The 14,104-nt window shown below is 42.0% G+C and carries 7 protein-coding genes and 3 pseudogenes; 3 read left to right on the top strand and 7 right to left on the bottom strand.

Annotated features, from left to right (window positions below; genetic code table 11):
• Positions 1-63: 63 nt before the first annotated feature.
• Entirely contained in the window at positions 64-828 is a 765-nt protein-coding gene (locus CDC33_RS35050; RefSeq protein WP_146195919.1) for a hypothetical protein, read from the bottom strand.
• 100 nt (positions 829-928) lie between these two features.
• Here CDC33_RS35050 and CDC33_RS35055 point away from each other — a divergent pair.
• Both CDC33_RS35055 and CDC33_RS35060 read left to right on the top strand, forming a co-directional pair.
• Positions 929-2,203: pseudogene (locus CDC33_RS35055) on the top strand (IS66 family transposase); the annotation flags it as partial.
• Positions 2,204-2,372: 169 nt separating this feature from the next.
• Positions 2,373-2,619 (top strand): annotated as a pseudogene (locus CDC33_RS35060) (IS66 family transposase); the annotation flags it as partial.
• 336 nt (positions 2,620-2,955) lie between these two features.
• On the opposite strand, the gene CDC33_RS35065 reads toward CDC33_RS35060, so the two are convergent.
• The 5 genes and pseudogenes from CDC33_RS35065 to CDC33_RS35085 all read right to left on the bottom strand — a co-directional run.
• Positions 2,956-5,160, bottom strand: coding sequence for an adenylate/guanylate cyclase domain-containing protein (locus CDC33_RS35065; RefSeq protein ID WP_109013158.1), 2,205 nt, complete (start codon positions 5,158-5,160; stop codon positions 2,956-2,958).
• Positions 5,161-5,473: 313 nt separating this feature from the next.
• Positions 5,474-6,460, bottom strand: coding sequence for a hypothetical protein (locus CDC33_RS35070; protein WP_109013159.1), 987 nt, complete (start codon positions 6,458-6,460; stop codon positions 5,474-5,476).
• Between the two features lie 162 nt (positions 6,461-6,622).
• Positions 6,623-8,263 (bottom strand): 2Fe-2S iron-sulfur cluster-binding protein, encoded by a 1,641-nt coding sequence (locus tag CDC33_RS35075; protein WP_109013160.1) that lies wholly within the window; start codon positions 8,261-8,263, stop codon positions 6,623-6,625.
• A gap of 18 nt (positions 8,264-8,281) precedes the next feature.
• Complete coding sequence (locus tag CDC33_RS35080; protein WP_219930135.1) at positions 8,282-11,542, bottom strand: cyclic nucleotide-binding domain-containing protein; 3,261 nt, start codon at positions 11,540-11,542, stop codon at positions 8,282-8,284.
• Between the two features lie 137 nt (positions 11,543-11,679).
• Positions 11,680-12,096, bottom strand: a pseudogene (locus CDC33_RS35085) (ISAs1 family transposase); the annotation flags it as partial.
• A gap of 100 nt (positions 12,097-12,196) precedes the next feature.
• Here CDC33_RS35085 and CDC33_RS35090 point away from each other — a divergent pair.
• Complete coding sequence (locus CDC33_RS35090; protein ID WP_109013162.1) at positions 12,197-13,090, top strand: transposase family protein; 894 nt, start codon at positions 12,197-12,199, stop codon at positions 13,088-13,090.
• A gap of 225 nt (positions 13,091-13,315) precedes the next feature.
• Here the strand turns inward: CDC33_RS35090 and CDC33_RS40010 are convergent, their stop codons facing one another.
• Positions 13,316-14,095, bottom strand: coding sequence for a hypothetical protein (locus CDC33_RS40010; protein WP_219930136.1), 780 nt, complete (start codon positions 14,093-14,095; stop codon positions 13,316-13,318).
• Between the last annotated feature and the right edge of the window lie 9 nt (positions 14,096-14,104).

Below are 14,104 nucleotides of genomic sequence, written 5' to 3' on the forward strand. Positions count from 1 at the left end.
GATGCTTCAGCAATAAATTCCATCTTTAGTTAGCGAACGTTTCTGTGGTGGGGGCGTTCGCTTTCACTTGGTCAGCACTGGTTCCTTTTTTCTAGCGAAAGCTCCCACCTGCCTTAGCGCTGCACCAGGACTGGGGTGAGCGAAGAACTCTTCTATAGCTTTGGTCAACCCGTCAGTAACAGCCGGATCGTGACAAGCGTAGACATAGATGGGCTGTTGCACACCATTAACCAATCGCGTTTCTTGGCGATCGCCTAACTGTGGGTAAAACGTGCGAACCCATGTGCCAAGATGTCCCCGGTAGTGAGGGCCGTTCAGGGGGACTTTTTTTCCAAGTTCGCTCTCTGCAAAGTTGACTACGCCAAGCCATTTTTCTTTTGTGCCCGTTAGTGACTGCCTGTTGTAGTCAGCTATCAGATTTGCGGCGAAGTCTTTGCAATTTTGTTCCATGTATGGGTTGAGTCTGCCACCTGTGAGTTCGGCTAAAGTCTTCATTGCTTTGACAAAAGTATCTAGCCTCTGTTCAACAGGAGGAAGGACTGGTACATGATTTTGCTTTTGAGATGCAATTGCGTTAGGTATCGCTGCAACGATTTCAATAAGTATCGTTCGGATCTGTGCGGCCACCTCTGATTGTTGTAGTAACATCGCAATCCTGAGAGCGCCTAAAGGACTAAAAACTCTCGCTTTTGGTGTTCTGGGACTTAGACAGAATGTCTGTCTAACATCCTTAAGTGCTTGCCCCACAAGGGTTTCAGTTTCTTGGAGGTTAAATTCTTCTTGATTGCTTCTGTACAATTCTTTAATCGCTGATTCGTAGTTTTTCACTCTCCCCCCATAAAGGAGAGTTTGCCTTGTAGGTAAAAGTAGGGGAACCATCGTATGGTAATGTAAAAAAATCCGCAGTCCAATTTAAGCCTTCATAAGAATGAAGCGACTGAGTAAAGAAGACCTCACGCAAATGAACCGGGACTACTTCCAATCTCTCGACAAACAGAAATTGGTGGAAGTTGCGGGAAATCTTCATTCTCTTGCAGTCGAGCAACTAGAAAAATTAGAGCAAAATTCAAGCAATAGTTCGTTACCCCCATCATCAGACCAATTCAAAAATCAAGAAAAATTAGGGCTACAGTCAGAACAACAAAAAGAGCGATCGCAGTCTGAAACAAGTTCAGAGGAAGAAGATAAGCAAGTTTTAGAATCCGCCAAAAAAGCCAAAAGTAAGGGATTTGAGAAGAAAAAACCGGGGAAGCAGCAAGGGGCTAAGGGTATATGGCGGACAACACCCTTAGTTCCCCAGCAAACCATACCCCACTATCCAGAAACATGTGCATCATGCAATAGTCCCTTAACAATAGACCCAGATGCTAAACCCCATATGGGTTACTACGTATTAGAATTAGCGAAACAAAATTCGGGGATTGAAGTAATATGCACTCTTCATCATTACTATCAAGCAACTTGTTCTTGTGGGCATCATACAAAAGCCAAGCCCCTTACAGGTTATGTATCGGTAGTTGAAGGAAGAAGTCGAGATTTACGGCTACAAGAATATGGGCTTGTCGGACCAATGCTGGCGACGTTTATAGCAAGTCTCGCGGTACGGTATCGTATGTCCCGTCCCAAAATCAGAGAACTATTAAATGATTGGCTGGGTGCAGAACTGAGTGTTGGAACTATCGACCGTTGCATTCGGGAAGTCGGTATTGCTTGCTCTGGAGTTGTTGAGGAATTAATTGAAGAATTACAATCAGCCGAAATTATCCACATTGACGAAACCCCTTGGTACGAGAAGGGGAAATTTTGCTGGTTATGGGTGGCGATTACCAGGACAATAGCGGTTTATCACATTGGTAGTCGCAGAAAAGAAGAATTGTTACACCTAATTAGCTCGGCATTTTTGGGATGGTTAGTTACCGATGGCTATGGAGCTTATAGTACTTACCCAAAACGTCAACACTGTTTAGCTCACTTAATTCGTAAGGCTATAGCTTTAACAGAAGTGGTTGATAAAGAGGCGCAAGACTTAGGGCAATGGCTTTTAGAAGAACTTAGGGAATTAATACAAACCATTGCCTTGGGCGACGGGGATGAAGAAAAAGACCAAAGCCCCGGTCGCCTTTATCGGGTCTGCCGACTAGCTACTGTTGCTCCCCATCCCAAGCTGAAAGCTTTAGCTTACGAGATTTTGCGTTCTTGGGATGCAGTGGTGGGAGCAACGCGAAAAAGTGAGATCGGGGTTTAGTTCTCAATTACACCCCTATATTCTCAACAAAATCTGGTTTTTTAGTTGCGATCGCATCCTGAAACAAGCTATATACGTCCCAGATTTTAGCACCTCACAAAATCGCGTTGCTCCCTGCAGTGGTTGCGTTTTTCTATAATCCACAACTACCACCCACCAACAATGAAGCTGAACGCGCTCTGCGACATGCAGTAATTGCGCGACGAATTAGCTATGGTACTCGTAGCTCTGAGGGGAGCTTGGCTTATTGCTCTATTTTAAGCGTGATTGAAACTTGTCGTCTGAGAAATGTTGACCCTTGGAGTTACATTGCTCAAGTTCTTACTCAGGCTCGTAAAGGTATAAAATGCGAAAAAATTCCTCTTGCTTCTTAATCAGTTTTTGCTAGGGGAATGTGAAAAGTTACAAAAGTTCAAACGACAAAACTTTAAACTGTGATATTAGTTTGATATTTCACCAGAAAATTGTTATTTTTAATACAAAAATTTAATTTCTCCAATAAAAAATTATTGATTTAAGTAAAAAATGAGACTTTATGGGTATCAAATTTCAGCAGACCGAAAAGTTTGGCGATGCCTTCTCTGCGAGAGGCTTCGCCAACGGCGGGCGTAGCCATCGCTAAAAAATAGTAGCCATTGACTGACTGGTCAGCGTTTTAGTATTTGGCGAGAGTCAAGAGTCGCCTTGGTGACTGATAAATTGAACGAATTTTATTTCTGTGTAAATGCCCATACGCCATTCCAATTGGCTGGAGTACCTTCTAGCAGCAATTCTTGGACTCGTTCTAGATAGAGTTTGGTAGTCTTATCGAGAGGGTTCACTGCAAGGACCTGTTCAAAACAGGCTTTGGCATCAGTAAAGTTGCCCCGACAGTAGTGTTGAATTCCCCGCTCAAAGGTTTGCAAGGTGTCAAGTTTTAGTTCTCGGATTGCTTCTGTTTCGGCATCGAGCACTTCGTAAACCGCGATCGGTTCAGTTCTACCCTTAACGATCGCTCGATCCAAAAAGCGAATTTTGTACTGCTCTGGGTTGCTCAATCGCTCCAAGACCTCTTCAGAAATTAGTAATGAAACACCATAGAACTTTGTCAATCCTTCCAAACGAGCAGTCAGATTCACATTATCAGAAAACGCATCCCCTTGAATCCGGTTGTGTTCCCCTACCATGCCCACCATCATGTGTCCAAAGTGGATACCCATGCCTACATCAATTGGCAAGTAGCCTTGAGATTCTAGTTTTCGGTTGTATTTCTGTACCCGTTTGAATTTATCAACCCCTGCGGCAACGGCATCATCCACACCATTAGGAAAGACTGCCATCATACCATCACCCAAGAACTTCACTACAAAGCCATCATGGGCGCGAATTTCTGGAGAAACCTGTCGCAGGTAAGCATTGACGAAATCGAAATTCTCTTTGGGAGTCATCTTCTCGGATAGGGTTGTAAAGGAGCGAATATCCGAGAACATGACCGCCATCTCTTTGCTGACGTGATCGCCCAGTTCGATGTCTGTTACCCCGTGCTTGTTGAGAAACTTGAGATATTCGGGGGGAAAGAACCGGGCAAATGAATTCTTCTGAGTTTCCAATCTCTCGAAGGATTCCTGGAGTTGAAACGCCATGCGGTTAAACGAATTAGCCAGCCTCTCAATCTCGATGATGCCGTTGACTTCAACGTGTTGATCGAGATTTCCACTGGCAATCTCTTGAGATGCGGTGTTAAGTTTGAAAATTTGATGGCTGATCCAACGAGACGCAAGAACACCGATCGCAGTTGCCGCCGCAGATGTCAGTACGCACAGCAGAATGGTGGTACGAGTATTGGCATTAATCTGTGCCATAAAATCATTTTCAGGAACAACCACCACCGCCAGCCAGTTAATACCTCGACCATCCTGAATTGGCATGACCTGAACGTAGTGCCACACACCGTTAATTTGAAACTTTAGGTGTTGACTGCTCTTAATGACCTCAAACAGGTCGAAATGCTGACGTAAATATCGGGCAGTAGCAGTCACTGTGGCATTTTGACTATCAGCGGCTGGCATTCGCTCAATCTTGCGATTATCTCCTTCGCCACCTTTAACCTTGAATGGCTCCGGAATGGTTGAACTGACGACCAAATGTCCCGACGGCTCCATGATAAAGCTTTGTCCGTGGGGACTAATGTAAAGCTGTTTCAGAAAGTTTGTGATTCGCATCAAGGTGATGTTAATGCTCAAAACCCCCAGCAGCTTGCCGTTCGAGTCGTAGACAGGACGGACTGGAGAAATCCCCAAAGACGTATTCTCACGGGAAAAGAATGGATAAACTGGACTCCACGTAGGTATACGAGCTTGCACGGCGGCTTTATACCAGGGGCGGGAGGTGGTATCGTACTTCGTCGATTTCAACCACTTTTGTCGATCGCCGCGATCATCCAGCAAGTAGGTTTCGCGCATCGGCTCAGTAGCTTTGGTGCGAATTCTGAGTTGAATTGTGCCATCCTCTCGATGTTCTACACCGACAAACTCACCCTTTTCGTTCCCAAAATATAGATAGCTCTCTAAGTCACCCTGTCGCACTACCTGCCAGAAATAGCGTTGCAATCCTTCAAAGTCATCAAGCTTTAAGTTGCCACTTTGGATACCCGCATCGGTGAGTTTCAGAACATTATAAGATTTATTCAAATAGTCCAAAACGTGTTGCTTAATGCGGGCAGTAATTTCACCATTCAACTGAATTGCCAGGTCATCAATCGCCTGCTGTCCATTGCGGAAAGAGAACCACCCCACCAAGCCAGTTGACGCAATAATGGGAATAATAAATGGAACAATCAGAACAGTTCGCAGACGAAACTTTTTTGAGCAACTTGCTTTTTTAATAGTTGCGTAAATCCTGTTTAGAAAAAGCAGTTTGTAGTTTATCGATCTCATATTGTCTATCTGAATGATTTTATTTATGCGCTGGAATTACTATTAGCTATATGCTGAGAAATTTTTAATAATTCACTCAGGTTTTGAACTATGGGCTTACTAAAATACAAACCAAAGACAATGGCAATTATAGGACAAATTATTAAGCATATTAATATTAATAGTGTAGAAAAGCAACATTAACATGGCAATTTCCTTAAAGGTAGTTATAGAGAAGAATTCAGAATGGGCTACGCCCCGCTACGCTGACAGGAGTCAGAATTCAGAATTTCTGAATAAAAGTCCATAATCTTCACAATTCTCAGTCCCCAATTCAATTTTTGATTAATCGCTCAAATTCAAAAAACTTGATTAAAACTTCTAAAGATGTTTGTTCATTTGTAGGGGTAGTTGCCTTAATTTCTTGTATGGTTTCTAGATTTAGATACTGAAAAACTGCTTGAGTTAATGTGGGGATTGCATCTGCTGGTAAAGAAGCCAACTCACAAGAGAGCCGATTTAGGCGAGATTTAGCAAAATTAACTTGAAATTTTGCACGTCTGAGTAAACGTTGTCTAATATTTTCGTACAGTTCTGGATTATCTGTAGCCAGAGTTCGCACGTTCTGATTTTTAATGATAGGAATAATATCTGGATTATCTTCTAAAAAGAGTAGGCTACCCTCCTGGTTATAAGATGGTATTCCTTCGATTCCCAAAGAACCAATATCCGCTAGAGCAATGATGCAAGCTACTGGTGAAATAGGTTGGCTCTGATTATAAAGAGAGGGTTGATAAATGGCTTGCTCTGTTGTATCGTAATCACAAATTGTAGCGGCGATCGCTTCTTGAATGATTTCCAAATCTGTATCTGTGAAAAGAGCCGTACTTTTTGGATAAAATGCTGATATTTCTTGATTTAAAACTTGTATATAATTCAATAGGATTTCTATAGTTGCATTTTCACTGACACCTGCTTCTCGTCGTCTGGATGTGTGCGGTTGATGAGGTATAAAGATTTGCACTAAATCATGAGCGATCGCACAAACATCGAGTAATAATTCCATCCTCTTAATTGTCTCTACATCTGCTGACAAATAAGGACGAATGACTTGAAAAATTAATTGAGCGCGTTGCTGTACAGCCATCAAATGATCTTTTGTATGGTAGTACAATTGCTTTTCGATAACTTCACGCTCAAACTCTGCTAGAACAAATTTATTCACCCTAGCAACACTTTCAGTAAAATCACTACTGATGTATAGTATGTCTTCTTCAGATAATTGCTGTGATTGCCAGTTTTGTTGGTTTTGTGAATTCATCTTTATTAAGAATCGAACATCTGAAACAACTTGTAAAAGTAAGATTAGATGCTGCTTACTTTAAGCTGGAATATTTTAGTTGAGTCTAATTTTGTAGAACAGATAATTTATAACGGCGTATAAAATAATTGCCCAAAAACAAGGCAATTATTTTATTTGATCCTAAGCATCGATCGCCACTCGCCCTCTAGGGTGAGCAATACAAGCGAGAATATAGCCTTCCTCCTGTTCGCTTTCATCGAGAGCATCAGGTTCTCCTAGATACTTCACCTCTCCTTGAAGCTTCCGCGTTTTACAACTACCACAAACTCCACTGCGACAACTACTGTCGATCGCCACTCCTTCTTGTTCAGCTAACTCTAGAATCGGCTCTTCTCCAGTGCAGGTAATTTCTTTGCCAGACTTGGAAAACACTAGAGTAAAAGAGCCTGTTGTTTTAACTGGGGGAGTAACTGGGGTGGAAATTACTGGTTTTGGTACTACTGTTGTCACTTTGGTAACTTGCTCAGTGACTACTTGAGGCGGAACCGATGGCTGGGGTTTTGACTTTTTCGCCCCGCCAAAACTTTCTTCATAGTAGTTTTGCATGGGGAATCCGATTTGCTCTAGCATAGTTTTTACCCCTTGCATAAAAGGACTCGGCCCGCAGACATATACTGTGCGTTGCCAAAAATCAGGAGCGATCGCATACAGCATTTGTTCGTTGAGTCTGCCCATAAAGCCATACCATGCTTGACCTGCTTCGGGTCTGGTAATGGCGATCGCTAAACGAAACTTAGGTTGGCGGCTAGATATTAACTCTAGTTCCTGGCGATAAATAATATCACGAGGACTGCGGGCGCAATGGAAAAAGACAATATCGCAATCAGCAGCAGTATCCATCATCCATCGTGACATAGACATCATCGGTGTAACACCACTTCCCGCAGAAATAAACAATAGTTTTTCACTGGGGTTGGCAAAACAAGTGAATTTTCCCAAAGGGCCGCTGACTTTGATTTCACTACCGACTCTGAGATTGTCGTGTAACCAATTGGAAACTAAACCAGGCGCTACATCCAAAACATCTGGTGGTGCAGGAACACGCTTGACTGTAATTTCTAAAGTGTGGGGTCGTGAAGGAGTTGAAGAGATTGAGTAAGAGCGTTTGACTAGTTTATCGTTGATTTCCAGGTTCAGCGTCATAAACTGACCAGGTTGGTAGGTAAATAATATTGGTGGGTCAGCAGCAAAGCGAAACGTCTTTACATCATCAGTTTCGTCAATTATTGCCACACAACGAACCATTAAATCACCTTTTGTCCACCGACTGATTTGTTCTGGCGGCACAAGTGCGATCGGCATATACTCACTAGGCGAACGAGTCGCCTGACTTGGTTGCTGACTCACTTGGGGAATAGGGATGGTGTATGTCGCCTGTGGAAGAGTTGGTGTTTGGCTTTGGACTTCTCGAACTGGTGCAACCTCTGCCTTATCTGTTGCCGATCCGGTTGCTTCAACAGTGAGGATAAATTCGCCAATCCGAATAATGTCATCCTTTTTCAGGAGATATTTTTGGTTTAGACCCGCCGCTTGATCATTAATACGGGAGCCAGTCAGGCTAGCCAGATCAGAGAAGTAATATTCGCCCTCTTCATAGCGGATACTACTGTGAACTCGGCTAACTTCAACACTGGGCAGGACTATACCACAATTGCGGGAGCGACCCATAAAACATTCGCCATTAATCATAACTTCTGGCGATATGTCTAACTCTTGTCTCTCTGTGGGTATTTTTGAGTTTAACAGTTTGATTTTGAGCATATTAACCCAATCCCCTTTTCACTTCTGACTTTCTTTAACTTGTGCAGTTAACCTTTGCAGACGACCAATCATGTTCAGCAACAAACTCCTCGACACTTCCGAATCATTGCGTAACAGTGTCTCAAAATCCTTCGCCTCTATGACCAAAACTCGATTTATTTCAGCCTTGGCAACTACATTTGCCGATCGCGCTTGCCTAGTCAAAACTCCCATTTCACCAATAGTTTCGCCTGAGCGAATTGTGTTGACGACAACCTCAATATCTCCTTGCAGAACCGTTACATCAACTTCACCATCGATCAACAACAGCAATTCATCAGATGGTTCTCCAGCCTTACAGATAATTTCTCTTTGACGGTAAACTCGAATCTCCGCCTTACGAGCCAGTTCGAGCGTCGCTTCCGGCTTCACCGTTCGCAAAAGACTGGTTTCAAACATCAATAACAGCTTATCCAGGGTGCTGAAAGTTTCTTTTGCTACTGCTGAGTCTACTGGCGATTGCTTTTCCCAACTCACAGTTATGGCTGGTTCCTCTGCTGGACTAAACCGAATCACATCTCCTGGCTGGAGACGCATTGTATCATTTTGTATGCGTTTATCATTAATACGTAAGCCATAGGCACTTTTGAGCGCCGTTAATCTCACTTCTTGCTGGTCAAGATGAAATATCGCGTGGTGCTGAGATACTCTGGCATTGGGCAAGATGATATCATTTGCTAAACTACGTCCCACTTGCACGGCTGATTGCTGAAAGACAAGCTGTTGTATTTTTCCCTCCACCTTCACTTCAGCCGTGAGAGTTTGCAACAAAGCAGCAGCCTGTCCTTCATCCAGACCCAAAATATTTTCTGCTGTCTCCTGCACTAGCCAATCTCCGGGTTTTGTGGAGTTGAGTAACTGGCGTGCTTGTTCGCGGCCTTGCTGTGGGTCGAGTTGCTCTAGGGCGTAAAGTGCAGCTGCTTGGATGAGTGGCTCTAGTTCTTGCAAAAGTTCTTTAAGAACATCAATCACAAAGGGTTGATGATTGGCTGGTATCACCTTTGGTATTGGTTGTCCAGCAACAAATATTTGCGTCGGTGCTTCGTCATCAACTATCTGGGAAGGAGTATCAAAGGTTGCTGCTAATTCTAAATCATCGGGTTGCAGAAGTGCGATCGCTTCGGAGGCAATTCTTTCTTGCCACCGCCAAGTATTATTGCCTTCATTCAGAATATTTGGCAATACATTTTCTGCAAGTATGCCAATGGCACTAGCTATTTTCACAGCTTCCGGCGCATCTTGCAAAACTTCGAGAATACTCAATAATTGCTTGGTGATAATTAGTTGTTTATTTTCAATAGCGACTAGTCTCAGCAAGACAAACACGGGTGCTTGATGACTTGGAAAATTACTTAAAGCTTTGTAACGGACAATTAGCTCCTTTAACTGGGTAAGTAGTATCTCTGCTTTGCGGAGAATAGCACTATTTTCATCAATCATTTGGGATAAAATTTGTGCTTCTTCTTCTGCTGTAATGCCATACTCTTGTTTCAGGCTTTGAATTTGCTTGTCTCGGCGCTGGAGTGCTTGACGCAAAGGAACTCCCATCTCAATCAAATCTAACAATTGTAGTTCTAAAGCTTGCCGATAGCTTTCAATTCTTAACTGATTTTCCCGACTTCTGCGTTTAGTTGGATCTAATAAAGATGGGTTTTCTACTCCCAATTCTGTCAAGATATTGAAGTGTTCTTCATCCTTAAGTCCTAATTCCAAACGGATTTGCTTGAGTTCGTCTAAACTATTTATCGGCTCTACATTTCCTTGTTCTAATTCTTCACGCAGCAATCCTTTGTAAACCTGAAAGCTAGATTCTTTACTAAAACTGGGCAGTACTTTTGCAAGAACATACACCTCATCTGGTTTCAGGTCTGCCATTGATCGACCCTCTAAGAATTTAGAGAAATCAACTGTTAATTTAGCCAACTGACGACGCAGACTTTCTGCAAGACTTTCACGCGAATAGGTTTCCGCACTGCGGTTGAGTGTCCTGTACAGCCACAATGTACTGACGAGAATAACTAAAGCGTTAAATCCTAGCTCTATGAGATTTGGTAGTTGTTTGAGTATGGGACGGCCAGCAAATAAGAAATAACAATTGAAAACTACAAAGGTAGAAATTGCAAAAATATTGTGTTGTGCCTGTTGTTTACTGAGAGGTTTATTAATCCGTTGACAATAAGCTCTGTATTCTTTTTCTACCCTCGACAAGAAGAAGTAACTGGCTGCAACAAAAGTTCCAATAGTAAGAGGAACTGCAACTAATTTCGGAATCGGAATCGGCTGACCAAAAATATAAAATCCTGGATTTAAAAGAGTTGCCAACTGATTTTCTTCATGACTCCAAATTCCCGAATAGTAGTAATCAAGTGTGCCAGAATACAAAAAATAGTAAAGATAAAAACCGATGACTAGTCCCACATAGCCGTATTGAACTATTCTCCGACCTGGCTTGTTAAAAATTTCCCAGTAAGACCGTTCTGCATCAATGTCCATACAAGGAGATTGGCAGCTAACACAGGCGCTTTTTTCGTTACCATCTTTATCTGATGTCCGGCACATAGACTGAGTAACAATCTGTTTTTGACCTTGGTGAGCCTCACTTCCTAACAATCCTCTTGGCCCGTTATAGACCATCTGCACGGGACCCATAGGACAAAAATATTGACACCAAGTTTTACCAGCAAATAGATAATTTACTGATATTGCTGATAGAATTGTCAGAATTATAAAAGACCCTAAAAACAGGCGATCGGCATTAATAAATAAAATTCTCAAGCAAAGACCAATGCAAAGAAACCCAAATTGGAAGTATAAATGATTGCGACCAAGCCAAGAATCTTTTGCTATTTTAGCTAGTTCATAGCGCACTGCTCCCGTGCGAGGATTAGTGATTTGGCGTTGACGTTGCTTACCTAACGCTCTCGGAATTTGTGATAGAAAAGATAACGGACAAATCCGTCGCCATGTTTCATGTCCTAAAACAAAGATAATCAATACTCCACAAGGAACTATGATTCCCCAAAAGATTTTGGCTCCTAATGCAAAAGGTTTGACATCAACACACTTTCCTTGGACTGTGACAACCTCTTGGCATTTCGTCGGGTCTAAGAGATTCGGATTGAGACGGAAAATACTCCACTCAGTAGTAGGCTGGGTGAGATATGGCGAAATCGGGTCGTAAAATAACGATAAAATGAGTAAAATCCAGCCAATAACGAGCAGCCATCTAATAAAATGCATTTGTTTTTCCGGAACTCGATGAAACATAGTGCCAATCCTGATTATTCTGTATGGTTATGGAAGTTGGCTGAAGTTATAGAACTCCAATAATTGTGATTTATTGGCTAGATTGTACCAGGGTAAGCGCATCTCAAATGCTATTGACTAGCGGGTTTAGAAGCATCCAGAAGTGTTGGAATAAGCAAGCAGCAAGAATAGTCAGCCATATAATTATTATTCATAGCGGCTCGATTAGATTTTTGGCGATTACTACGTTTAAAAGATTGCTCTAGGTTCAAAGCTTTAAGAGCAATTCGTCGTAGCAATGCTAAGTTTTGTGGGGCATGCCCAGTACGGATGCGACAAGCATCTTCATTGAAAGTGACGTCCATTGTCCAATATAGACCATTTTCAACACCCCAATGCAGACGAATAGCTTGCCCCAGTTTACGAGCATCACAGTCCAAACTAGTTAAATAAAACTGAACTTCACGGGTTGTCTTATTCCAAAGATGTCTGACCCGGACTACCATAACAACACATTTAAGACCAAGCCAATCATCTTGGTTGTATAAATTTGGTAATTGAGAAATAAGACTTGTCCGAAATATTAACTTAGGAAAGGAAAAATGGTAAAACGTTGAATTGAGTGCTTACCATTTTTCACAACTAGTTATGGTTTTTGATTATATCCAAAAGTATCCACTACGAACAAAACAGATTTTAGGGATTAGTTACGAACAATTACAATCACTGCTAAATTGTGCCTTAAAACGACACCAAGACATCAAAGCTAAACAAGAGAGCCAGAAAATTAGAATTAATGCAGCTGGTGGTGGTCGTCCCGAAAATTTATCAACCGAAGAACAAGTATGTTTATGCCTATTTTATCTAAGACAGATGCCAACATTTCAAGTATTAGGAATGTTATTTGAGGTATCTAAGACAGAGGCTAACGATACTTTTCATTCTTGGATACCAATCTTACGAGATATTTTACCCGCTAGTTTATTAGAACAAGTCTCAAATAATGAAAGCGACTTACTCTTTGTTCAGGAAGTATTAACAAATTTTAGGCTATTAGTCGATAGCCTAGAACAGCCAATATATAGGGATTCTGACCAAAAAAAACAACAGAAATATTTTTCCGGCAAGAAGAGACAACATACATTAAAAAGTCTAATAATTGGGATGCCAGAAGGTAAAGATATTGTTGAAGTAGAAGTAGGCGTTCCTGGGCCAACAGCCGATATAAAATTGTTTCGTCAATCTCAGGAACAGTTTGATAAGTCTCAACCTTTTTCTGGTGATAAAGGCTTTCAAGGAGGTGAAAACATTACTACCCCTCATAAAAGAAAACCAAAGCGAGAATTAAGTCAACAGCAAAAAGATGAAAATAAGGCTTTGTCTAGTAATCGGATATTTATTGAGCATTTAATTCGACTACTTAAAATATTTCGGGTTGCTTCACAAAGATTTAGACTAAAACTTGATACTTATGAGCAGATTATTTTAACAGCTTGCGGATTAGTTAGATTAAGAATCGGTAGCTTAATTCTCCCAACTTAGCTATTAGCATTAATTATAAATTATCAGAAATTAGGAGTAGATTTTTATGCCTCTAAACTATCACTAATTATCTCAAAGCCTTATGGCTCCGTTTTCACGAAGATATCAAAGTTTTGTCACAAAGCTTTGAACAGTCTGGCTTTGGAGTTTTCGAACAAGTCTAGTTTTCAACTGCGAAGACATGGGTTTTGTTTTTGTCTTGACGAAACCCAACAATACAGCAAACTAGAATCGGGTTCTGCTATTGCTCCAGTCGCCTGAGTTGCAATCGCCCCGAAACTTTTCAATCCCATCTATGGCGATCCTGCCGCTGCGCCGGTCGATATTGACACGCGGTTTATTTAGCCCGTTTAGCCTGTATTTTCCCGTAATTTTATCGGGGGAGACCTGAAGGTTGTCGAGCGTCCACCATCCATTGTCACCGCCCGAATGGATCGGTGGGATGAGCCTTCCACCGAGATGGATTTTTCCCTCTGTACCGCGGACTTCGACCTGAACTTCGGAGTCGAAGTCGGTAGTCGTTGACTCTATGCGATTACTTGATTCGTAGCGATGGCGGCGGTCGTTCCATTCATATCCATAGCTATTTGTGACAGTCGGTTTGCGACCCTCACCATAGCAGATCAACGTCAGATTTTGGCGCGACGAACTGCTATTGTAATTGTCAGATGTGCGCTGTTCCCGCAAGTAGCTATCGATCGCTGTCTCGGCTTTACGGATTTCTGTTGAATTACAGGATCGACCTTGTTGAAGGATCTCTCCTTGAGGGTTAAAAAGGACAGTGCAGCCGCTTCCTCGTGTCATCCCTGTCACACTTAGATTACCGTTGTCTAAAGTGTCAATCACTGCTTGAGCATTAACAGGATGAGTGACTGTCAGAGTTAATAAACCCAGAAAAGTAGGGGCTAATATTCGCAAGCTTTTCATTAGTTGCATTGAGCCTACATGAATTTGTTTGGAAACTCTATCATTGAGAATTTTGCCAGTGTCAATCGGTTTAGACACAAGAACGGG

The sequence above is a fragment of the Nostoc commune NIES-4072 genome, from assembly GCF_003113895.1.
Lineage (GTDB): Bacteria > Cyanobacteriota > Cyanobacteriia > Cyanobacteriales > Nostocaceae > Nostoc > Nostoc commune.

What these genes read in the sequence shown, in the direction of transcription:
- CDC33_RS35065 (WP_109013158.1), bottom strand. Translation starts at nt 5,160, where the DNA reads ATGAGATCGATAAACTACAAACTGCTTTTTCTAAACAGGATTTACGCA.
- CDC33_RS35070 (WP_109013159.1), bottom strand. Translation starts at nt 6,460, where the DNA reads ATGAATTCACAAAACCAACAAAACTGGCAATCACAGCAATTATCTGAA.
- CDC33_RS35075 (WP_109013160.1), bottom strand. Translation starts at nt 8,263, where the DNA reads ATGCTCAAAATCAAACTGTTAAACTCAAAAATACCCACAGAGAGACAA.
- CDC33_RS35080 (WP_219930135.1), bottom strand. Translation starts at nt 11,542, where the DNA reads ATGCATTTTATTAGATGGCTGCTCGTTATTGGCTGGATTTTACTCATT.
- CDC33_RS35090 (WP_109013162.1), top strand. Translation starts at nt 12,197, where the DNA reads ATGGTTTTTGATTATATCCAAAAGTATCCACTACGAACAAAACAGATT.